The organism is Yinghuangia soli, assembly GCF_021502675.1.
In the GTDB taxonomy this organism is placed as follows: domain Bacteria; phylum Actinomycetota; class Actinomycetes; order Streptomycetales; family Streptomycetaceae; genus Yinghuangia; species Yinghuangia soli.
Genome location: NZ_JAKFHA010000008.1, coordinates 198574 through 220644, shown reverse-complemented (window position 1 = coordinate 220644; position 22071 = coordinate 198574). Strand labels below are relative to the sequence as shown.

Genomic DNA, 22071 nt, shown 5'->3' with positions numbered 1-22071 from the left:
CTCATCGGCTCGCGCCCGCCGCCAGCGCGTGCCACGGCTGCGCCGCGATCCACGACCGCAGCGGGGTCAGGCGTACGCCGAGGCTCTCCCGCAGCGCGCCGGCATCCGCGGCGAACAGGCCCGCGTCGCGCGCGGCCCAGCGGTACGTGGCGGCCACCTCGGCTGCCGCCGCGTCACCCAGCACCGGCGCCAGCGCGGCTTCGAACTCGCTCGGATCCTGTGCCTCGTAGGCGACTTCGTGCCCCAGCTCGGCCCCCAGCGCCGCGGCGAGTTCGCGTCCCGTGACCGTGTCCGGGCCACCGAGGTCGATGGTGCGCCCTGCCAGACCGTCACGGGTGAGCGCCGCGACGGTCGCCGCCGCCAAGTCGCCGTGCCCGAGCCAGGCGACCGGGACGTCGGCGGGCAACGGATAGCGCAGCACGCCGGACGGGCGGCTGCCGCCACCACCGACGATCTGCGCAGCGACCCACGGCGCGCACAAGTTCTCCAGGTACAGCGGCGGCCGCAGGACGACCGTCGGCACCGGGGACGCCAGCAAGGCCTCCGCCGCGCTCCGGCGCGTCTCGAACGCACCGATCCCCGTGGACGTACCCGGCACGCGATTGGCCGTGTTGAAGACCAGGCGCTCGACGCCCGCCGCCGCAGCGCCGTCGATGATGTTGCGGACGTACCGGGCGACTTGGCTCGGGACGTAGACCATCGGCAGCACCACACTGGCGTGCGTGACGCCGGCGAACGCGGCCTTCACGGCAACGGCGTCCTCGAGGTCGCCGGAGACGTGCGTATAGGACGCAGCCCCCGCACCCAGGCCGAAGTCGGCGCCCCTCCGCGCCTTGCGTCCGAATCCGCGTATCTCGGCGCCCTGGCTCAGCAGGTGCCGTACGACAGCTCCGCCCTGCGCCCCGGACGCACCGAAGACCAGGTGGCGATGCGGAGGGCGGTCGGCCGAGCGTACGGCGTCCGGGGTGGTGGTCTTGGCCGGTGTCATGGGAACTCCGTGGATCGGTCGATCAGCTGGCTCCTCCATCCTGATCATCCCGACCAGTACGATCGACAAGCATTCGTCCGCCAGTACTTAAGGATCGTCCGTGCAATCTGGTGGTGTCCCGCGCAACGACCTGACCGACAACTTGCACGATGACCTGCCCGACAACCTGCACGACGACCTGCTCAGCGACCTGCTGGCGCCACTGCGCCTGCGCGGCGTCTTCCACAGCCGCTGGTCCGCCCGGGCACCTTGGGGCGTCGCGGGCGAGCGCGAGGACTGCGCGATCCTGCACTACGTCCAGGACGGCGAATGCACCGTCGAACTCCCCGGCAGCCTGGGCAGCCCGGGCATCCCGGGCAGCCCGAGCGGCCCGAGCGGCCCGGACAACCCATACAACCCGGACGCCATCGTGCTCCGCGCCGGTAACCTGGCCGTCTTCCCGCACGGCACCCCGCACCGCCTGGCCGACCGCCCCGGCCGGGCGACGATTCCGCTGGCCGCCGTCCTCCCGAGCCGGCCGCCGGGCGGGTCCGGCATCGTCGAGATCCCGGGCCCCGGCCCGGCGACCACCTTTCTCTGCGGCGGCCTTCACTACGACGGATCAGCGGCCGCCCCGCTGTACCGTGCACTCCCGCCGGTGATCGTCCTCGACGCCGCGCTGCTCGCCACCGAGCCGCTGCTCGCGGACGCCCTGCGCAGCCTCGACGCGGGATGGGCACCGGGCGAGCCCGGCGCGGGACTGATCGCACTGCGCGTCTTCGAACTCGCTTACGTCCTGGCCCTGCGCGTCGCACTCCGCGAACCGGACGCCGCCGCGCAGACCGGAACGGCAGCTGGCTCCCCCACCGGCCTCGGCCTGCCCGTCCTGCAGGCGCTGCGCCATCCCGCCCTCGCCAAGGCACTCCTCGCCGTCCACAACCGGTTCGCAGAACCATGGACCCTGGAGACCCTGGCCGCCGAAGCCGGGATGTCCCGCTCGGCGTTCGCCGCCGGCTTCCGCGAACTGGTCGGTGAGCCCCCGATCCGCCATCTCACGGCCCGCCGGATGCAGGAAGCCACCCGCCTGCTCACCGAGACCACACTGTCCAACGCCCGCATCGCGGAACGCGTCGGCTACCGCTCCGACGTCGGCTTTCACCTGGCCTTCCGCAACTGGACGGGCCGCACCCCGGGCGACTACCGCCGCGACCGGACCGGCACCGCGTCGGGCCGTCCGACCGAAAACCACGTCACCGCCTCCGGGTGATTCTTGGCGTACACCGTCGAGAAGCGCTGCTCCCCTGGCCTACTTCATCTCGCACATGGCTGTGCCGAACTCGCGCCGGCAGGCTCGGCACGGCCGACGTCCAAGGGCACGAATCGCAAAGCGTGCCCGCACCGACGCTCCGACCGCCGCCGCGAACGTCCGTGGTGCAGCCGATCGGTGGACATCCCGGCGTGTGACGCGGCCGGACGCCCACCATGCCCGGTATGGGTGAACCGTCCACCTGCCCTGCTCCCAGTACCAAGGCGGCGTCCATGACCTTCCCCAGCCCGATCCGGCCCGGCGACATCGTGCTCTCCCGCGGCACCGGATGGATCTCGCGTGCCATCTGCCTGCTCGACGACAGCCCGGTCAGCCACGCCCTGCTCGCTCACCGGCACGGCCGGCTCGCCGAGACCGTCGGGCAGGGGCTGCAGACCGTCACGTTCGACGAGGCGCGCGAGGGCCATGACCTGATCCTCGCCCGCACCCTGGCCACGCCTGCCGACCCGGAGCCGGTGCTCGCCGTCGCCGACGTCCACCTCGAACGCGGCGCCCGCTACGCCCATCAGCAGATCGTGCTCCTGGCCGTCTTGTGCCTGACCCGCCGGGCCGCGCTCGGCCCGGGCGCCCACGGCATGATCCGCAGCGTCCTCGACCAGGCGGCAGCCGCCCTCAACTCCATGGCCGAACGGGGCCAACACCCGATGATCTGCTCGGAGTTCGTCTACCGCTGCTACCACGAGGCACGGCCCGAGGCGCCGTACGTCCTGAAGATCGGCACGGACGATGCCCACGACGGCGCCCCCACGCTGCTGCAGTGGGCCGGCACCCAGCCGAATCTCGACGCCGTCGCCGCCCCCGCACGTCTCGTCGGCTTCGACCCGGCAAAGGCCGAGACCGCCCTCTCGCCACTGATCGCGGCCTTCAGCGCGGCGGCCGGGCGGCCCGGCCTCGCCTCCGCCGTCGTACCCCCTGACACCGACACCGACGGCGGACTCCTGGCCTCGATCGGCGCATTCGGTGCCGCGCTGCACCGCACGCGGACCCCGCGCCAGGAGCAAGATGCAACCCGGCCGCCGACCGTGCAGCAGGCCGTGGAGGCGATCCGCACCACCCACGCCGCGCCCGACTTCGTCACCCCCGGCGACCTCGCGCGCACCACGTCCCTCACCGAGATCCACCGGAACGAGGACACCGCCCCGGCAATCAAGACCGCCACGCAACTGCTCCGCCGCTGACGCCACGGCCCGATCCCCGGCATGCCGCATGCACGGCCCATCGACCGCCCCTTCTCTCCTCGCCGACGAACACGACTGGAGAGAGAACGGGCGGTCGGCCCCTTCGGAAGTCACCGTCCTCGTTCCCGCCCTACGCCGGACCGTCCTGGTCGGCCGCTGGGTCCGCGAGGACGGGTGTTCGTCGCCCGCGCAGTCTCAAGAACGGGATCCGCAGTCGCGGGTCGACGGGAACTCGGGGCACCGGGCGTTCGTCGTCGTCGTGAGTCGGCTTCTGCCGGGTGGTCAGAGGGAGAACCATGGCGCTTGTGTGCGGGCACGACGACAGCCCGTTCGGCCCGGCCGTTTGCGCGCATCTGCGCGCGACGGTGCCGGACCTGGACCTGGATGTGGACGATTCCATCGACTACTTCATCAGGTTCACCGGTGTCGGGGTCACCAGCGACCGCGTCTGTCTGGAGTGCCGGGGCCGCATCGCCGACGGACACGTGGTGGTGACGGACCGGGTGTGCCAATCCTGCTTCGAGGACCAGTACGGGGATCCCTACGACGAGACTTTGGGCGCACCCGAGTTGCGCACGCGGCCGACGCCGGTCGACGGCACGCTGCGTACCACCGTGCTCGCCGACGTCCTGGGAGCCGAGCGACGCGTCGTCAGCCTCGCGCCGGTCGCGCAGTCCGCCGGGGTGTGGCTCGCGTTGTGCGACGGCGGCGAAGTGGTCCGCTTCGATCTTGGAGAGGGGACCGCCATGACTGTCGCGCACTCCTCGATCGCGCTGCCGGAGGAGCCGAGTGCCCGAAGGCCGCACGCGCTGCGGCTCCATGCCTCCCGCGACGGACGATTCGCAGCGGTGGTGGTCGATTACGGCCACACAGGCGAGGTCTTGGACCTGGCAACCGGTGCTCGTACGCTTGCTCTCGACGGAGGTACGTACCACCCCGACACCGTCCCATTCTCGGTCGCCTTCGCCGAGCACGATAGGCGCACGGTGGTCCTCCACCGGACTGCCTGGAACCGACTCGACGCGTCGGATGCGGAGTCCGGACGGCTTTTTACCGCAAGGGAGTTCGAGCAGCTGGGGGACGACGGAATCCCCACGCACTACAGCGGCACCTTCCAAGGCGCGCTGCACCTCAGTCCCGACGGTCGGCACGTCGCGCAGGACTGCTGGCTCTGGACCCCACAAGGCATAGTCACCGTGTTCGAGCTGCACTGTTGGCTGGCCGGGAACCCCTACGAGTCCGAGGACGGCGAGACCCGGAAGGCCGTCGGCGACCAGGAGTGGACCGGCTGGGACCGTCCGATGGTGTGGCTCGACGAACGCCGGCTCGCGATAGGCGGACTGCCGCACGACGACGACCTGGTCGCTCCCGGCGTCAGCATCGTCGACGTCTGTGTGACCAAGCAGAGTTCGTCCCGCAAATACGTCCCCGAGGCGACCCTCATCGCGTTCCCGGGCCCCGGCGGCGCACTCTTCTCCGACGGGACGCTGCTGTACTCGGCGTCCGACCCAGGCCTGGAGATCTGGGACCCGGTCGACGGAGCCCGCCTGGCGGCGATCCCCGGCTTCCACCCGACCCATTACCATCCCGCCGACCACGAACTCGTCCGGCTCGACGGCCCGCAACTCGTACACTGGCGCATCGACACGATGCTGAAGGAATCGTGTACGCCGGATCAAGCGTAGTGATCGTTGCGGACAGCCGGGCCGAGGCGTCAGTGTCAGGCGGTCGTGGCACCATCGGCGGATGCTTGAGATCGTGGTGCAGACGGAGAACGGGGAGCGGCACGTCCGCTTGTCCGCCGAGGACTTGGCCGGTCTGGTCCGGCGCATCGGCGGTAGCGGCGATCGCTTCCTGGTGATCCAGCGCATACCCGACCTGCCCGATGTCTTCGCCCAGGTCTGGCACGCGGCCGGCGGGGACTACACGCTCGAGCACCGCGACGGCGGCGCGGACCGGCACTTCCAGGTGAAGGTCGACGCCCCCGAGACCGCGTGCGCGGCACTGACCGGATGGGCCGCCCGGGAACCCGGCTGGGACGCCGCACTCGACTGGACAGTCCTCGACCTGGGCCCCGAACCCGAGGTGCCGCCGCTCGAACTCGACGAAGAGGAGTACGAGCTACTCCACAAGCGCGTACGCGAGGTCCTCGTCGGCGGCTACGCCACCCGCGCCGAGCTGGCGGAGATCGCCGAGGACTACCTGGTCACCAAGGACCGCCGTCCCGTCTCGCGCGTGCAGGCCATCGCGATGGCCGACCGCCTGTGGCTGGAACGCGTCGCCGAGCAGGCCGCATGGCAAGGCGAGACCGACCCGGAACGCCTCACCCGCGCCTTCGCGGCCCTCGAAGCGTCCGGCATCACCGCCCGCGAGAACTTCGCCTGCTGCCGTTCCTGCGGCGACGCAGAGATTGCCGACGCAGGCGCCCCTGACGCTCGCGGTTACGTCTACTTCCACAGCCAGTGCACGGATTCGGCGGCGTCCGACGGAGGGTTGTCACTCCTCTACGGCAGCTTCGACGGCTCGTCCGAGACCACCGCAGCCGTCGGCCACGAGATCGTGGCCGCCCTCGACGCGGCCGGCCTGTCCGCGGCGTGGGACCGCAGCCCGGCCCGGGCCGTGACGGTCACCCCACTGGACTGGCGCCGCCGCCTGGTCGGCTAGCGATCGAATCCTCGGGGGCGGTCTGCCGGACGGGACGTCCGCATCGGGGCGCGACGGCGTTCGGCGTCGAAGCCCGTTGCTCGGCAAGGCGTGATGGGCCGGACCTCTCCAGGAGGCCCGGCCCACCGGGCCTTGCTACGGCATCGCTCAGTAGGAGTGGATGGTCGTCCTCTGGGTACGCGGATCCCAGAAGATCCACCCGCCGTCGAAGTCCTGCCGCTGGCGGCCGTCGTCCGTGCGGTACTCGTCGCTCCTCGGGTAGCCCAGCCGCCCGTTCTCACGGCCGGACGCATCCCAGGTGCTCAACATGCCACCGCGTATCGCAGCCGTTCCGCCCCACGAGGTCCAGTAGACGGCACCGCGCTGGAACGTGTTGTAGCGGCCGGTCCCGGCAGGCGTGGACTCCTCGTTGCTCGTCGGGTACCCGAGGAGGCCACCCTGCCAACCGAGCGCCGCCCACTTGTCGCGAATGCCGCGCTGCACGATGTGCGCGCCGGTGGACGGGCTCCAGAAGATCGAGGCGCCGCCGGAGAAGTGGACGTAGCGCCCCACTCCGTCGGCCGCGGTCAGTTCGTCGGTGAGCGGGTAGCCGAGCCCGCCGCGTTCGGCGCCGTTCGCGAGCCACACGTCCCGGATGGCGCCGTGCACTTCGTGTGCGCCGGTCGCCGGGGTCCACGCGATCGTGCCCCGCTGGAAGTTCACGACGCGGCCGCCCGCGGACGCGGTGCTGTCGGAGACCGGGTAGCCGAGGAAGCCGCCCTGCCAGCCGAGTTGCGCCCACTTCGCGCGGATGGCCGGGTCGACCGTGTGGGCACCAGTGGCCGGCGACCAGAAGATGCTCCAGCTGTTGGAGAAGTGCACATAGCGGCCGCCGTCTGCGGTCGGGTGCTCCTGCATGAGCGGGAAGCCGAGAGGGCTCGTGGGGCCGCCGGACTTGAGCCACGCATCGTGGATGCCGCCCCACAGCGCGAAGACCGTATCCGGTGTGTCCGGATACGGGGCCACGATGGTCCCGCGCTCGAACCGCTGGTAGCGGACGGTGCCTCCCGGCGTCTGCACCGTCTCCCGGTCGCTGAGCGGCAAGCCCAGGACCCCGTTCGCGGCGCCCATGTACCGCTCGTATTTGTCCCAGAACGCGCCGCTGACGCAGCGCGCACTCGGTCCGGTCAGGTAGACGGTGCCGCGCTCGAACCGCTGGTGGGGAGTCGAGAGAAGCGGCAACGCACCGAACGGTCCCGACGTCGGCAGCCCGCCGTCCCAGTCGGCCCTGCGGATGCACTCCAGGTACGCACCAGAGACCGGCCAAGCACCCGTGCGCCGGGACCACTGGACGACAGTACCCCCGCTGTAGACGACCTCGACGAAGTCCGCCTCCTCGCGCCGCGAGACCTCGTCGCCCAGGCTGGGATCGGCGACCAGTTGGAACAGCGCCGTGTGGTCGGCCTTGCCGATCACCGCCCCGCTCCCGTCCAGCGCCTGCACCCGGACGACGTAGTCCGTGGTCTCGAACGGTACCGTGATCCGGGTCTCGAAGCCGGCGCGCGGAGCCGTCACGACCGTACGCAGGTGGTCGGCGTCGCTGCCGAGCTGGACCTGCCATTTCGCGACGCTCGTCGAACCGTTCCAGCTCACGTAGAGCTCGCGTTCCCGGTCGTCGGCTCCGTAGCGTGCCTTCACGTCCGGCGGAGCGGTCGGCGCGGCCGCCAGCCAGGGCACCCACGACATGCGGGACGCGGGCTGCGCCGAGGGGGCCGACGAGGTGAACACCACCGGGCCGTTCGCCTCGAACTCGATCGCCCTGCCGTCGACGGAGAGCAGCCCTGCGTAGGTGCCCCCGAACGAGATGGCCCGCTGCAGCGGCTGGAACGTCCCCCGGGAAGCCTCGGTGACCTGCGGGCCGCCTTCCGGCACCATCTTGCGGACGACCTTGGCGGAGTTGTCCGCGCCAACCTTGTACACGAGCCCGCGCGCGGCGTTCGTGGCGGGATCCGCGTCACCGACGTACACCGCCCCGTCGCTGTCCACCGTCACGGCGAAGGGCTTGTTGGGCAGGTTCTCGTCGGCGAGACCGGTCACTGTGGAGCGTTTGCCGCCGAGCGTCCAGACGATGCTGCCGTCGCGCGTGTCGATCTTGTAGACCGCATTGGCGCCGCGAGCACTGATCAGTACGTATCGGCTGTCCTCGGCGAACGCGACGCCGGTGACACCGAGGTAGTCGATGAAGCCCCAAGGACGAACGAAGGAGTCGGCCAGGGGTATCGGCCCCTGCCCTGGAACGGCTTCCTGACCTTCGGTCAGGCTGCGCCATGTCCAGGTCACTTCGCCGGTCTGGATGACCACCCGCTTGAGGGTCGTGACCATCACCCGGGCAAGGGCGTCCCCGCCGTACGGCGTGAGGTCCATAAGCACATAGGAGGTCGAACTGACCAGGGCGACGTCGCCGTTTCCGCTGGTCGCGATCGACGAGCCGTACATTTGGAAGCCGGTTTCGACCGGGATCGCGGCCACCTTGCGGTTGCGGTCGTCGTAGATCTCCCAGGTGCCGGGAGCGACAAAGGCCGCATATCCAGGACGCCCCCAGTACATGATGGGCTGCACCCGGGCCGCCCCCGGCCGGATCCACACCGGTTCGCCGGCGTTGTCGAACACTGCCGCGCCGGATCCCTTGCCGGACGGATCCGTGCCGGTGAAACCGCCGAACAACAGCCCGTCATGCGGTCGTCCCGGTGTCGTCGTGTCCGCGTGGAAACGCGGCAGGTCCGGGCGGCTCACATAGCTCGCGTCCGCCGACGCGGGCACCTCGGCGGACAGCGCGGCCGGCCGGAAAGCGGCCGGGATGTCCGGCGTGGCCGTCACGGACGGCGCGGCGGCGAATACCGGCGGAGCCAGGGTCGGCAGGGCAAACGACACGGACGCGGCGGCGCAGGCAGCCGCCGCGGTTCGCTTCAGGAACGCGGTCAAGTGGTACTTCCTCGTTGCACAGCACAGACACAGGGCAGCCGCCGTCGGCCCTGGCGGGCGCAGGCGCAGACGGATCCCCCACGGCCGCGGCACGATCGCTGCGCGGCGTCGGCATCATACGGATGGACGCATCAACTGACTAGTCGTTTTTCCGCCTCCGGCGTCGATGCGGCAGATCCCGCGGGACGCATCGGCCCGGCGTTCCGGATGATGTGTCCAGGACAACGGAGGACCCATGTACGAGCTTTCTGGGGTGATAGCGGGTTACGGGCTGCTGTGCGCGTGCACCGCGGAGAACATTCCGGTCGCGGTGTTGCGGGACGGTCTGGGGTTGGTGGCCGCTGAGGACGTACTGCCGGACCGGGATCCCGCCCCCGGGACCCCGTCGGCACGACGGGAGCCGGGCGCGCCGCCCGCAGTGGTGTCGCCCGTATTCGAAGCCGCCCTGGCGCTGTGGTCCCGGCGGGGGCCGGTGGCGTACGTCGAGGCCGAATTCTTCGGCGGCACCGGTTTCCAGGCCGCCGCCGTGTGGCGGGACGGAGTTCGGGCGTGGGGCCCGGTGCACGACGAGCAGTTCACGGATCCGCGCACCGACTGGCCGATCAACCGCGCGCTGGCCTCGCTTGGCGCGCGGCAGGACGACCGCAGTGGCGCGAGCCCGGTGTACCTCGACCTGTTCCACCGCGCCGGCCTGGGCTGGGAGCGCAGCAGCGAGGAGTGGCGCGCGGTCGGGCGAGCCGATCGGGAGTCCGGCTACGCAGCGGCCCTGGACCATCGCGAGGAAGGGTTCCGGGCAGAGGCCGAGCACGCGAGGCGTAGGCAGGCGGACGAGCTGCCCGATGTGCTGGACGGCCGGACGATCATGGAGATCCTCGGCGTCGCCCCCGGCCCCGTCGTCGGAGCAGCGTCGCGCCACCTCAAGGAGCTCGCGCGGGAAGGCGGTGCGTTGCCCCGGGACGAAGCCGTTGCGGCGCTGCGTTCCTGGGCCCACACGGGTCGGACATAGCCGAGGTTGCGACCGCACTCGTGACGCCCGGCCTGACCGTCCAGTGGGACGGCGATACCCAAAACGGCGATGGCATCGCGGACACACCTGGCTAGCGCGCAAGCGGCGGTATCCCCGCCCGGTCCAGGAGTTCGTGCTGGCACTCGGATGGCAGCCGGGCGTTTGCGGCGGCGGCCTGGGCGAGGTCGGGATCGGTGAGCAGCGTTCTGATGCGCGCCGGGGGTAGTGACGGGTTTGCCGCGGCGGCGCGGCGGACGTCCGGGTCCGGATCGTCGAGCAGGCTCAGGAGCGTCCCGTCGAGCGTCGGATCGGCGGCCGCCAGGGCCCGGACCTCGGGGTCGTCGTGGTCGGCAAGATGGGCGAGTCCGGTGCGGGGCAGGTTGGGGAGCGTCAGCAACCAGGGGCGTTGGCGCGGGCAGGCGATGAACGCGTCGAGGAGCAACGCGGCAGGTGCTTGCGGATGGTTGAGGGCCAGCAGGTGCCGGACGTCTGCGTCAGGGTCCTGAGCCAGCTCGTTCAGCAAAGCGGCAGGCAGGTCGTGGCAGGTGGCGGCGATTCGGCGTCGCAGGGGGTCCGGCGACATCGCGCAGGCCTCGTACCAGCTTCGCTCCGGTTCCCAGAGCAAATCGCCTACATAACCGACGGCATCCGCTGTCACGCCGTGGGCGAACCGGCGGACGACCGAATGCTCCGCCTTGGTGTGCACTGTCGATTGGAGGAGCGCGCGCGTCCGAACAGTCGCCTCGGCATCGTTCGCCAACTCGCCCAGGAGGACGGGATCCAGGCCGAATCGACCGGCGACATACTCGCGGACCAGAGGGTTCGGGTCGCGCGCGAGTTTCGCGACAATGCCCGGGGGCGTGTACGGATTGCCTGCAAGCCCGACGAGGTCCCGCCTCTCCGCAAGGCACCGCTCGGCGACCGATTCGGATATGGCGAAGTTGGCCAGGATGACCGCCCGCGCGTGGCAGTCCCGGTCGGGGAGGTCGGCGGCCATGGCCTCGGGGTCTTCGATACAGGCGGCCTTTCGCGCGGCCGTTCGTACGTCGGGGTCGGGATCGTCCAGCAGGGCGGCGCGGTGCCGCGGCGGCAGCACGATCCAGTTCTGGGCCGCCCAGGCCCGCACCCTGGCGTCGCGATGCCGGTACGCATCCCTCCGGAAACCGCTGCGGACCTGCCTCGAGGCCAGCAGCTCCTGGAAGATCTCGAACCGGCTCACGTACACGTCGCCGTCGCCGGCTTCGCCGAGCAGGAGTGCCTCCACCACGTGGTCGGGCAGTGGGCGATGGCGACCCGGGCGAGAGATCGGGCGGGGCCCCGACGCGAGGTGCGAGCGAACACGCCCGTCAGGATCTTCGGCCAACCGCCCTCGCTGCACAGGGTCGACGACGTCGTTTCGGGCGAACGCGCTGCGGACTGCGCGATCCGGGTGTGCGATGACCGCTTCGACGACCACCGCGGGCAACATCCGTTCCCCGCACAGGAGCCCCCACGCCGGCCGGCCCGCCGGATCGAGCAGCCGCAGGAGCACCTCGGAGGACGCGCCCGGATTGGTCGCCACGCCGCGCATCCACGACTGAGCCAGACTCGACGTGATCATCGGGCCATCGTCGCATGACCGTGACAAGCGTTGCGTGGCCACGGGGACAGCGCGCTTCTACGCAGGAACTCCCTAGGCGTCTCCGAGGTCGCGGAGGGCGGCGTCCACGAGGGCGGGCGCTGCCCCGGTGTAGTTTTCCGGGGCGCATAGGTCGCGGAGTTCGTCCGGGGTGAAGGTGCCGGTCAACTCCGGTGCTTCGAGGAGGACTTCGCCCAAGGGGCGGTCCGTTTTGCGGGCTGCGTCGGAGGCTTCGGAGAGGAGGCGTTTGGCGGCGGCCTTGCCGAGGCGCGGGGCCAGGACGGCGGCTATGCGTTCGGAGACGATCTGGCCGCCGGTGAGGTCGACGTTGGCGCGCATGCGCTCGGCGTTGATTTCGAGGCCCTCGGCGAGTTCGACGGCGGTGTGTGCGGCGCCGCCGGTGAGGCGGAGGCATTCGCGGAGGAGCTGCCATTCGGACTGCCAGCCGCCGCCGGAGCGTTCGTCCTCGGAGAGGAGCGATTGCGTCAGGCCCGCGGACAGGACCGGGACCTGGAGGGCCGCGCTGCGGATCATCGTGGCCAGGACCGGGTTGCGCTTGTGGGGCATGGCGGACGAGCTGCCGCGGCCCGCGACGGCGGGTTCGGTCACCTCGCCGACCTCGGTGCGGGTCAGGATCTGGACGTCGATGGCGAGCTTGCCCAGGGCGCCGGCGGTGAAGGCGAGTACCGCGGCGAGGTCGGCCATGGGGGTGCGGAGGGTGTGCCACGGGAGCCGCGGGCAGGCCAGGCCGGTCTCGTCGGCGAAGGCCTCGGCAAGGCGGGCGTGGTACGTCTCCGGCTCGGGGTCGGAAGGGTTGTCGACCCGGGCGAACTCCAGGTACCCGGCGAGGGTTCCGGCCGCGCCGCCCAGGGAGATGGGCAGGCCTTCGCGGCGTACGCGTGCCAGGCGTTCGTCAGCGGCCAGGACGAGTTCGCGCCAGCCCGCTGCCTTGAGGCCGAAGGTGGTGGGGACGGCGTGCAGCGCGAGGGTACGGCCTGCCGTGACGGTGTCTCGGTGGGCGGCCGCGAGGCGGGCGAGGGAGGCGGCCACCGACTGGAGGTCGGCCCGGATCAGGTCGATCGCGCGGGCGGCGACCAGCATCGCTCCGGTATCGAAGACGTCCTGGCTGGTCGAGCCGCGGTGGACGTACTCCGCGGCCGCCGGGTCCGCGGCGGCCACGAGGGCGGTGAACTCGCGGACGAGGCCGACGATGGGGTTCGCGGTCTCCCGGGCAGCGAGGGCGAGTTGCCGTACGTTGAGCCGGCCGTGGCGGGCCACCTGGGTGATCACGGATGCGGCGGAGGGCGGCACCACGCCGAGGCGCGCTTGGGCGCGGGCCAGGGCGGCTTCCGCGGCCAGCATCGCGCCCAGCCAGGCCCGGTCGCTCACGGCCGCCTCGACCGGGGTGCCCGCCCGTACCGGGGACAGCAGCCCGGCGTCGATCTGCACATCCTGATCGGACAGTTCCCGGGTCACGGGACCTCCTCCTGGGCGGGTCGGCCTGACGCTCGACGGTTGCCCAACGGACCGCCCCGATATGCGGATCGGCCGCCGGACGCGGGCGAGCCGCGCTCGCCGCATGCTCGCACATGTGCGCGAAGGGGTGACTGCGTGCCGGTTCGGTCGTTTCCCCGGTCATGAAGACTTCGCATCGCGCTGCGGCCGTCCTCGGTCTCGCCGTCGCCTCGCTGGGCATCGCCGGCACCGCCCACGCCGGCGACTCGATCGGGCTCGGCAACCCGGCCGGATCCGGCACCCCGGGCGTCCAGGGAACCGAACTCAACAGCCAGGGACACAACTTCACGCTGGTACCTGTCGAAGAGGACAGCCCCATCACCGACCTCGCCCTCGCCCTCCACGACGCCGCGGGCGGCGCGCAGCGCTGACTCGCAGGCGGCACAACCACGGACGAGCGCAGACCTTGGCCGCCTGGCCGGGCTGGCAGGTCTGGTAGGTCTGGTACGTCTGGCCGGCCAGATCGATCGCCGCGCTGCCGTTCACGGAGGCGTCCTCCCGCAGACGCCTCCGCGCACGGCAGCGCGGCGGGCTTCACCTACGGCCCGAACCCGGCACCCGAACTCGGCGCCGGGCCTGCGGGCTTGCGGGCTCGCGGGCCTGCGGGCCTGCGGGCCTGAAGACCCGCGGGTGCGCCTCATCACGGCGGCGTAGTCCCCTGCAGCGACTCCCGCCGCACCTCCGGCTCCTCGTCGTCGGCCGTCTCCCGCACGCCCCAGCGCGCATACAGCGGCCGGGCGAAGCGCGGTGCCCACCAGTTGTACGAGCCGAGCAGCCGCATCGTCGCCGGCACCAGCAGGACACGGATGATGGTGGCGTCCACGATGATCGCCGTCGCCAGGCCGATCCCGACGATCTTCACGATGAGCACCTGCGAGGTCGCGAAGGCGCCGATCACCACGACCAGCAGCAGCGCGGCCGCCGTGATGATGCGCCCGCTCCGCTGCAGTCCGACCGCCACCGCCTCGCGGTTGTCGCCCGTCAGGTCGTACTGCTCGCGCACCCGCGACAGCAGGAACACCTCGTAGTCCATCGACAGCGCGAAGGCGATCGCCAGGATCAGCACCAGCTGCACGACGTCGATGTTGCCGGTCGAGGTGAACGCCAGCGGCCCGCTGAGGTTCCCGTACTGGAACAGCCAGACCACGACACCGAACGCCGCCAGCAGGTTCAGCACGTTCATCAGGATCGCCTTGACCGGCAGCACCACCGACCCGAAGGCGAAGAAGAGCAGCACGAAGGTCGCCAGCACCATGATCGCGAGCATCCACGGCAGCCGTTCGCCCAGCATGTCCAGCAGGTCCGCGAACACGGCCGTGTTGCCGCCGACATGGACCTCTCCCCCGGGCGGCGGGGGTATCGCGCGGATGTCCTCGATGAGGTCCCGGGCCGCCTCGGAGATCGGCTCGATGGTGAACCGCGCGTCGACCTTGGCGGTGTTCCCGCCGATGCCGGTGACCTCGGCGCCGACGATGCCGGGCACGGCGCCCACGCGCCCGACATAGTCCGCCAGCGCCGCCCGGCCTTCCGCGGAGTCCGCGGGCGCCGCCAGCACCACGGCGATCTCGACCGGGTTGGTGACGTTCTTGGCGAACTCGCGGTCGAGCGTCTCCTGCGCCTGCCGGCTGTGCGAGCTCTCCGGCATGATCCGCGAGTCGATCCAGCCGTACGAGACGTTCAGGTACGGCAGTCCGAGGAACAGCAGCAGTGCGGTGACCCCGACCGCAACCTGGATCGGTCGGCGCATCACCGCGCGGGCGATGCGCTCCCAGTTGCCGGGCTTGCCCGCGGGGCGCTCGCGCACGCCGCGCCGGGGCCGCCAGGCGGCCGCCTTCGGCCCGAGCATCGCGAGCAGCGCCGGCATCACGGTCAGCGAGAAGAGCACCGCGAGCAGCACCGCTGCGATGCCGCCCAGCCCGAGCGAGCGCAGGAAGACCTGCGGGAAGACGAACAGGCTGGACAGCGCCACCGCGACGGTGACCGCCGAGACCGCGATGGTCCGGCCTGCGGTACGCATCGTCCGGTGCAGCGCCTCGGGCACGTCGTGCCCCGCGTCCATCTCCTCGCGGAACCGGCTGACCACGAACAAGCTGTAGTCGATGGCCAGTCCGAGCCCGAGCAGGGTGACGATGTTGACCGCGAACACCGACACGTCCGTGAAGTACGTCAGGAAACGCAGCGCGGCGAGTGACCCCACGATCGCCAGAATCCCGATGACGACCGGCAGCAACGCCGCCCGCACGTTCCGGAAGAGCACGATCAGCAGCAGGAACAGGAGTGGCAGTGCCAGGCCTTCGGCCTTCGCCAGGTCCTTCTTGCTCTGCTTGTCGACCTCGTCGAAGAGCGCCGCCGGTCCCCCGACCGTGACCGTGAGGTCCGGCGAGGCGAGCAGGTCCTCGATCTCCGTGTAGTTGTGGGTGCGTTCGGCTTCGTCGGCGCCGGTCATCTCGAGCGCCGCGAAGGTGGTGCGCCGGTCCTTGCTGACCAGGTCGTCCCGCCGCGCGGTCCAATACGACGTCACCGTCTGGACGCGCGCGGCGGGCAGACCGGTCAACACCCGTTGGGCGGACTGCTCGTAGGCCGGGTCGTCGACCGTCATCCGGTCGCTGCGGAAGACCACCACGACATCGGCGTCGGCCTGCCCGCCGACGTCGCGCCGCAGTTCCGCAGCCCGCGAACTCTCGCTCTCCTTGTAGGTGAACCCCGTCCCCGTCAGATGGTCGAAGACGGAGGAACCCCATAGGCCCGCAAGGGCGACGAAGAGCACGGCTCCGGCGACGATCCACCGGCGGCGTCGGTACGCGAGGCGTCCCAGCATGTGGAGCATCGTGTCAGGTCCAGCGCCCTATGCCGATACCCTTGGCGCCCAACAGTTGTTCGCGGAGTACTCCGCGCTTGATCTTCCAGGTGCCGGTGCGCGGGAACGCATCCCACGAAATCTGCACCAGGGAAGCCAGTTTGGGCAGGTCGGCGATGGCGTCGGCCCACTCCTGCTCGTCGATCGGCACGTCGTCGTAGGTGCTGACCACCGGAACCGGCAATTCGCCGGCCTGCGGCAGGATGACGACCTCGGAGGTCTGCGGGAGCCGGTCGAGGATGATGTCCTCCATGGCGATGGCGCTGACCGCGTCGTTGTTCTCGTTGTCGATGCGGTCGACCTCGCGGTCCACGAGCCGGCAGGCGCCGAGCTTGTTCATGACGCCCAGGTCGCCGGTGTTCCACCACTCGCCCACGACCTTGAGGTCGTGCCGGTCCTGCTCCTGCACGTACGCCAGGCAGCGGCCGGGCTGGCTGATCATGATCATGCCGACCTGTCCGGCCTTGAGCTTGACGCCGGTCTCCGGGTCCACCGCGCGCAGCTTGGCGTGCGGGTAGAGCGCCCAGCCGATGAGCTGGGTGGGCGGCGGCATGTGGCCGCGCTTGCGCACCATGAAGCGCAGGTACGGGCGCATGCACAGCACGCCGTTCTCGCTCTGGCTCCACGACTGCACCCAGAAGGGCAGCTTGACGTCCGTGGCGCTCATGAAGAGCCGGATCGTGCGGGTGTGGATCGCGTCGAACGAGTTGAGGAACAACCGGACTTGCTTGAACAGCCGGGCGGGGTCGCGGGCCAGCGGCTCCCAGGACAGGAAGATGTTCGGGAGCGTCTCGATCAGCGTCGGCTTGTACTCGGCGATCATGCGGCGGGCGATCTCGATGTCCGGTCCGCTCAGCCACACCATGCGCGGCGTGGTGGTGGCGACCGCCAGCGTGAACGTGGTCAGGCGCTCATGCGTGTACGGGTCGCAGAACACCATGGTGTCCTTCTTGGTGAGCCACCGCGGCCAGCGGTTGCTCTCCACGACGCCCATCGAGTACACCGACTCCGCCGAGTGCATGACCAGTTTGGGGTAGCCGGTGGTGCCCGAGGTGTGCGTGATGATCATCGGCTCGTGCATCTCGCGCATGCGCGGCACGGCCGGCGGCACGCCTGCGTCGCGGAGCGAGGCGAGGTCGATGATGTCGGGGCGGTTCTCGGCCCCGTCCACGCTGATCGTGCGGACCGTGTACGACGCCACGACCTCCTCGCTGATGCCGCACCGCTCGATGTGCTCGCGGTCGGTCAGCAGGAACGGCTTTTCCAGGCGCTGCAGCAGGATCTGCGCGGTCTCGGCGTCGTACGTGCCGGACAGCAGGCACGGGATGGCGCCGATCCGGGCCACCGCGCTGGCCGTGACGAAGATGTCGAAGTGGTTGGCCTTCATGACGGCCACCCGGTCCCAGGGGCGGACGCCGGCCGCGTGCAGCCAGGCCGCGGTGCGGTCGACCAGTTCGGCCCACTGCACGTTGGTGCGGGTGGCGCCGCCGTCCGGGTCGGTGTCCGGCGGCCGGTCGGTGATCATCACCTGGGTCGGGTTGCGCTGCGCGGTGACGTGCCACAGCTCGCCGAGCCGTGCCACGGCGGGCTTGCGCGAGAACGGGTGGAGGCGCTTGGTGTAGCGGGTGGGGGTGAACTCGGTGAGGAAGCGCGGTTTGGGCCGCCGCTCCTCGCCGGGCTGCGGGGCGGAGCCGTTGGGGAGTGTCACGGTGCTCATCCCTCCTCGGGAGGCGGGTGCTCAGGCGGGTGCTCAGGCGGGTCGGGCGGATCGGGCGGGTCGGGCGGGTCAGGCCAGCGCTGCGGAGAGGCCCATGTCCTTGAGCCGGTGCTCGTGGATCCGCGCGGTCATCTCGAAGGTGTTGCCGATGCGCTCCTCGGGCGTGGTGTCCAGGAGCCGGCGGCCGGGCCAGACCTCGTAGTCGGCGAGCAGCTCGGCGTGCTGCGCGATGCCCTCCTGGAAGAGCGCCTCCCAGCGGGAGAGCTGGTCGATGACCGGGAGTTCGTAGAACAGGTGCATGCCGTCGCGGACGATCTGCACGAGGCGCTCGGTGTCCCCGGGGTTCTTCTCGAGGTGGCGGCGCACCAGCGAGCTGCCGACCGCGAGGTGGCGTACCTCGTCGATGCCGGCGCCCTTCTGGATGTCGGCCATCACCGGGTCGAGCGGCCGCCACTTGCGCTCGCTCTGCTCGAACGCCGGGGCCAGCACGCCCTCGACGAGGGTGGTGAGCAGGACGACCGCGCCGATGAAGTCGTGGTTGTCGCGGATCACCGGGAGGACGTAGTCCTCCAGCGGGGTGAGGATGCGCTGCCGGTCGTCGCCGACCAGTTCGTCGATGCGGGCCTGGACCTGGTCGCGCGGCACGCCGAGGTCGACGAGGTGCTCGCGGAAGACCATCGCGTGCCGGGTCTCGTCGATGAGCTGCGTGGCGTAGAACTCGTGGCAGACCAGGTCGGGGGCGTCCAGCACGAGGTACGCGAGCGAGGCGGCGGCGCGCTCCTCGGCGAGCGTGCGGAACGCCACTTCCTGGATGAGCGCCTCGTGCAGCGGTCCGGGCTCGCGGACGAGCTCGGGGGTGGTCACCTCGGGGAGGTGGCCTTCGGCGTGGCCGCGCAGCGTGCCCTGGGGGACGTTGTCGAACCAGTAGCGGATCCCGCACTGCTCGGCCGAGAGGACGAGTTCGTCGCCGCCGTCGAACAGGGCACGCGCGGTGTCCCAGTCCGCCTCCGCGGCGTACGTGCGCGGCTCGGCGCCGGGTCCGGTGCGGTCGGTCATGGCTGAGCTCCTGTCTGTCTGTCGAGGAGGGGCGGGTGGCGGTCGCCGGGCCCGGTCAACCGACCAGCACCGGTCCGGAGCCGTCCAGGTAGTCCAAGAGGGACGGCGCGGTCCGGGACCGGGACGGCGGGTGGAAGCCGAGGCCGTGGTACGCCGCGGCGTAGTAGGCGACCTCGTCGCCGCCGATGAAGGCCATGCCGCCGAGGAGTTCGACGGCCTTGGCGCCGGCGTCGTTGAGGGCGTCCTGGGCCGCGTAGCGGGCGACGAGGACGTCGCCGAGTGCGCTGTTGTCGGAGCCGCCGTCGGCGATGCGCCGGGCGATCGACTCCAGCAGGAGCGTGGCGGTCTCCAGCCGGCAGGCGACGGCGGAGCGCTCCGAGGCGGAGCCGCGCTTCTCGGTCAGGACCCGTTCGACGAGCGTGCTCGCGGCGCCCAGGTAGCCGGCCGAGATGAGCAGCTCGAACCACAGGAAGCCGACCGTCTGCAGCTCGTCCAGGCCGTCGCCTTCGCGCGCCTCGGTACGCATGACGAGCTGCTCTTCCACGAACACGTCGCTGAGCCTGACCTCGTCGCTCTCCGCGCCGGCCAGGATGCGGCTGCCCCAGAAGGGGTGCCGGGTGATGCCGTCCATGGTCGACGGGATGAGGAGGACGGCCAGCTCGGGCTTGCCCTCCGCGCCGGGCACCGTGATGGCCGCGGTGAGCAGGTCCATCGAGTGCGCCAGGCTGCACGGCTTCTTGGACCCGTTGACGCGGTAGCCGCCCTCCACGGGCACCGCGCTCATCGAGGGCGACAGGATCCCCTGCTCGGTGCGGCCTTCCGCGAAGCCGGACGCGACCAGGAGGTTCTCCTGGGCGACGGCCTCCAGGAGGGCCCATTCCAGGCCGGAGTTCTGCAGGCTCTCGGCGAGCGTGAACAAGGTGGCGACGGAGAAGTGGTGCATGGTCGAGGCGACCGCGAGGGACGGCGACACGGCGCCGATCGCGCGCAGCGCCCGCATGGCCTCCAGCGGGCCCGCGCCGAGTCCGCCGTACTCGGTGGGGATCACCAGGGCGGGCCCGCGGTGCTTGCGGAAGAGCTCGATGACCGGGCTGCCCGGGGCCTCCCGGTCGGCGAGCGGGACGCGGGCGACGTCGTCGAGGAGTCCGGGCAGGTAGCCCTCGCAGGTCGCGCGCGCGTGGTCCATGGATCGCATGGGTCGCCCTCCAGAGCGTGGGTCGCCGTCAGAGCAGGTCGCGGGCCGCGGCGCGGCGGAGCTTGCCCGAGGAGGTCTTGGGCAGCGTGGCGGGCGGCAGGACGAGCACCCGGGCCGGGCGCACCCCGACGTCGGACAGGACGCGGGCCGCGACCGCGTCGCGGATCCGCTCGGCGGCGGCCGGGTCGTCGTGCTGCCGGGACTCGACCAGGACCGCGAAGGACTCCTTCTCGATGCCGCCCACGCCGTCGGCGGCCACCCGCACCGCGATGACGTTGCCGGCCCGGACGCCGTCCGCGCCGGTCGCAGCGCGTTCGATGTCGGTCGGGAAGATGTTGCGGCCGCCGACGATGATGATGTCCTTGCGGCGCCCGCACACGACCAGCCGGTCGCCGACGAAGTAGCCCTCGTCGCCCATGTCGAGCCAGCCGTCGGCGTCGGTCGCGGGCACGATGCCGGCCTCGGTGGAGTACGCGGCGGCCACGGAGGCGCCGCGCAGCTGTATGGTGCCGACCTCGCGTTCGCCGAGCACTTCGCCCTTGTCGCCGACGATGCGGGCGCTGACGGAGGGCAGTACGTAGCCAAGCAGCGGGAAGCGGCGCACCTCACCGGGTGCGGCGTCCGCGGCGGCCGGCACCGCGCGGCGGTTCTTCTCCAGCGCGGCCGCGTCGACGACGTCGACGACCATGCGCTCGCCCTCTGGCGTAATGGTGATCAAGACGCCGTTCTCGGCGGCGCCGTACACGCAGGCGAGCGTCTCGGGGGCCAGGCCGAACGGGGCGCCCGCGGCCATGAGCCGGTGCATCGCGTCCGGGTCGATGGGCTCGCCGCCGTTGCCCATGATCCGGACGCACGACAGGTCGAGCGAGCCGGGTTCGGTGGCGGCGAGTTGGCGGGCCATGAGCACGTACGAGAAGTTCGGCGCCGCGGTCATCGTGCCCCGGTATTTGTGCATGAGTTCTTGCCACAGCCCGGGATAGCCGAGGAATTCCGCCGGTGTGATGGCGACATATTCCATGCCGGTGGTGAGCGAACCGAGGAAGCAGCCGACCAGGCCCATGTCGTGGAACATCGGCACCCACGACACCATCACGTCGTCGGGGCGGCCGAATCCGCGGGCCGCGGAGAAGTCCTCGAGGTTCGCCATGACGTTGCCGTGCGTCACGCGCACCGCTTTCGGTTCTGCGGTGGAGCCGCTCGTGAGCTGCAGCAGCGCGGGCGCGTCCTCGCCGACCTCGACGGGCACGAACGCCTCTCCGGCGCCCGGGCGTTCGGTCTCGTCGATGGCGCGCGCCGCGAAGCCGTGGGCGCGCAGGACCTCGGCGAAGGACTCGTACGGGCGGCCCAGCAGCACGAGGTCGGCGTGCACGGTACGCAGCGCCTGGAGCGTGGCGGCCTGCCAGGCGGCGGGGTTCGCGCGGTGGCCCGGTTCGTGCAGCATCGTGGTGCTGCCGCCGGCCAGCCACACGGACTGCACGGTGTGCGCCACCTGGGCGACGTCGGCGGCGAGGATCGCCACAGAGTCCCCCGGCTGCAGGCCGCCGGCGACGAGTTCCGCGGCGCCGGCCCGGGCTTTGCGGTGGATTTCCGCCCACGTGCGCCGGACGGGTTCGTGCGGCTCCCCGGTCGTCAAGCCATTCGGCGATTTCGCCGACATGGCGACGATGGTGTCGATGAACCTGCTCATGCAACCGCCTCGCTTCGCTCGGCGGCCGCTTTCGCAGGACGCATCCTTATATTGGCTCGCTCGCTTCGCTCGCTCACGCGGCACGCCTCCCCAAACGGGCCCGAACGCGGTGTTCGTCGGCGAAGCTACCGCCCATATCGGCGGCATCGTCCATCTTTCGGTCACCGCCCGGTCTCGGCGTCCGGGGGGCGATCGGTTACCGGCAGATGGGTGCCGATCGGGGGATTCCGGATAGCTTCCCCCGGAGGTGGTGACGTCGATGCCGGCATCTTCCGTGGGGACTGCCATGGGCTCTTCTTCTTCTGTTTCCGCATTCCGCCGCA

15 protein-coding genes are annotated in these 22071 nt (G+C 71.1%); 6 read left to right on the top strand and 9 right to left on the bottom strand.

Annotated elements, in window-relative coordinates:
- Position 1: 1 nt before the first annotated feature.
- Positions 2-988, bottom strand: coding sequence for an NmrA family NAD(P)-binding protein (locus LZ495_RS16855; RefSeq protein ID WP_235053040.1), 987 nt, complete (start codon positions 986-988; stop codon positions 2-4).
- A 100-nt stretch (positions 989-1088) separates the two neighbouring features.
- On the opposite strand from LZ495_RS16855, the gene LZ495_RS16850 reads away from it, so the two are divergent.
- From LZ495_RS16850 to LZ495_RS16835, 4 genes are all read left to right on the top strand, one after another.
- On the top strand, positions 1089-2234 hold the full coding sequence (locus LZ495_RS16850; RefSeq protein ID WP_235053039.1) for an AraC family transcriptional regulator: 1146 nt from the start codon (positions 1089-1091) through the stop codon (positions 2232-2234).
- Between the two features lie 272 nt (positions 2235-2506).
- Positions 2507-3472: a C40 family peptidase gene (locus LZ495_RS16845; protein ID WP_235053038.1), complete on the top strand. Its 966-nt coding sequence runs from the start codon at positions 2507-2509 to the stop codon at positions 3470-3472.
- 296 nt (positions 3473-3768) lie between these two features.
- A complete protein-coding gene (locus tag LZ495_RS16840) occupies positions 3769-5157 on the top strand; it encodes a lactonase family protein (protein ID WP_235053037.1) in 1389 nt (462 codons plus the stop codon).
- 61 nt (positions 5158-5218) lie between these two features.
- Complete coding sequence (locus LZ495_RS16835; protein WP_235053036.1) at positions 5219-6136, top strand: DUF6891 domain-containing protein; 918 nt, start codon at positions 5219-5221, stop codon at positions 6134-6136.
- Positions 6137-6283: 147 nt separating this feature from the next.
- Here the strand turns inward: LZ495_RS16835 and LZ495_RS16830 are convergent, their stop codons facing one another.
- Positions 6284-9097 carry an arylsulfotransferase family protein gene (locus tag LZ495_RS16830; RefSeq protein ID WP_235053035.1) on the bottom strand — a complete coding sequence of 938 codons (2814 nt, stop codon included), beginning with the start codon at positions 9095-9097 and terminating at the stop codon, positions 6284-6286.
- Positions 9098-9332: 235 nt separating this feature from the next.
- Here LZ495_RS16830 and LZ495_RS16825 point away from each other — a divergent pair, with 235 nt between their 5' ends.
- Positions 9333-10103: a hypothetical protein gene (locus LZ495_RS16825; RefSeq protein ID WP_235053034.1), complete on the top strand. Its 771-nt coding sequence runs from the start codon at positions 9333-9335 to the stop codon at positions 10101-10103.
- Positions 10104-10194: 91 nt separating this feature from the next.
- Here the strand turns inward: LZ495_RS16825 and LZ495_RS16820 are convergent, their stop codons facing one another.
- Both LZ495_RS16820 and LZ495_RS16815 read right to left on the bottom strand, forming a co-directional pair.
- Positions 10195-11703 carry a hypothetical protein gene (locus tag LZ495_RS16820; RefSeq protein WP_235053033.1) on the bottom strand — a complete coding sequence of 503 codons (1509 nt, stop codon included), beginning with the start codon at positions 11701-11703 and terminating at the stop codon, positions 10195-10197.
- A gap of 72 nt (positions 11704-11775) precedes the next feature.
- Positions 11776-13197 (bottom strand): nitrosuccinate lyase, encoded by a 1422-nt coding sequence (locus LZ495_RS16815; protein ID WP_235053032.1) that lies wholly within the window; start codon positions 13195-13197, stop codon positions 11776-11778.
- Between the two features lie 161 nt (positions 13198-13358).
- Here LZ495_RS16815 and LZ495_RS16810 point away from each other — a divergent pair, with 161 nt between their 5' ends.
- On the top strand, positions 13359-13607 hold the full coding sequence (locus tag LZ495_RS16810; protein WP_235053031.1) for a hypothetical protein: 249 nt from the start codon (positions 13359-13361) through the stop codon (positions 13605-13607).
- A 269-nt stretch (positions 13608-13876) separates the two neighbouring features.
- Here the strand turns inward: LZ495_RS16810 and LZ495_RS16805 are convergent, their stop codons facing one another.
- The 5 genes from LZ495_RS16805 to LZ495_RS16785 all read right to left on the bottom strand — a co-directional run bounded on the left by LZ495_RS16805 (position 13877) and on the right by LZ495_RS16785 (position 21748).
- A complete protein-coding gene (locus LZ495_RS16805; protein ID WP_235053030.1) occupies positions 13877-16054 on the bottom strand; it encodes an MMPL family transporter in 2178 nt (725 codons plus the stop codon).
- Positions 16055-16067: 13 nt separating this feature from the next.
- Positions 16068-17810 carry a class I adenylate-forming enzyme family protein gene (locus tag LZ495_RS16800; protein ID WP_235053029.1) on the bottom strand — a complete coding sequence of 581 codons (1743 nt, stop codon included), beginning with the start codon at positions 17808-17810 and terminating at the stop codon, positions 16068-16070.
- Positions 17811-17879: 69 nt separating this feature from the next.
- On the bottom strand, positions 17880-18866 hold the full coding sequence (locus tag LZ495_RS16795; RefSeq protein WP_235053028.1) for a VlmB-like protein: 987 nt from the start codon (positions 18864-18866) through the stop codon (positions 17880-17882).
- 55 nt (positions 18867-18921) lie between these two features.
- Positions 18922-20061, bottom strand: coding sequence for an acyl-CoA dehydrogenase family protein (locus LZ495_RS16790; RefSeq protein ID WP_235053027.1), 1140 nt, complete (start codon positions 20059-20061; stop codon positions 18922-18924).
- A gap of 28 nt (positions 20062-20089) precedes the next feature.
- Positions 20090-21748: a long-chain-fatty-acid--CoA ligase gene (locus LZ495_RS16785; RefSeq protein ID WP_235053026.1), complete on the bottom strand. Its 1659-nt coding sequence runs from the start codon at positions 21746-21748 to the stop codon at positions 20090-20092.
- Between the last annotated feature and the right edge of the window lie 323 nt (positions 21749-22071).

Coding starts and splice junctions, on each gene's coding strand:
- LZ495_RS16795 (WP_235053028.1), bottom strand. CDS start 18,866: ATGACCGACCGCACCGGACCCGGCGCCGAGCCGCGCACGTACGCCGCG.
- LZ495_RS16785 (WP_235053026.1), bottom strand. CDS start 21,748: ATGAGCAGGTTCATCGACACCATCGTCGCCATGTCGGCGAAATCGCCG.
- LZ495_RS16800 (WP_235053029.1), bottom strand. CDS start 17,810: ATGAGCACCGTGACACTCCCCAACGGCTCCGCCCCGCAGCCCGGCGAG.
- LZ495_RS16840 (WP_235053037.1), top strand. CDS start 3,769: ATGGCGCTTGTGTGCGGGCACGACGACAGCCCGTTCGGCCCGGCCGTT.
- LZ495_RS16825 (WP_235053034.1), top strand. CDS start 9,333: ATGTACGAGCTTTCTGGGGTGATAGCGGGTTACGGGCTGCTGTGCGCG.
- LZ495_RS16805 (WP_235053030.1), bottom strand. CDS start 16,054: ATGCTGGGACGCCTCGCGTACCGACGCCGCCGGTGGATCGTCGCCGGA.
- LZ495_RS16845 (WP_235053038.1), top strand. CDS start 2,507: ATGACCTTCCCCAGCCCGATCCGGCCCGGCGACATCGTGCTCTCCCGC.
- LZ495_RS16835 (WP_235053036.1), top strand. CDS start 5,219: ATGCTTGAGATCGTGGTGCAGACGGAGAACGGGGAGCGGCACGTCCGC.
- LZ495_RS16810 (WP_235053031.1), top strand. CDS start 13,359: ATGAAGACTTCGCATCGCGCTGCGGCCGTCCTCGGTCTCGCCGTCGCC.
- LZ495_RS16820 (WP_235053033.1), bottom strand. CDS start 11,703: ATGATCACGTCGAGTCTGGCTCAGTCGTGGATGCGCGGCGTGGCGACC.
- LZ495_RS16790 (WP_235053027.1), bottom strand. CDS start 20,061: ATGCGATCCATGGACCACGCGCGCGCGACCTGCGAGGGCTACCTGCCC.
- LZ495_RS16855 (WP_235053040.1), bottom strand. CDS start 988: ATGACACCGGCCAAGACCACCACCCCGGACGCCGTACGCTCGGCCGAC.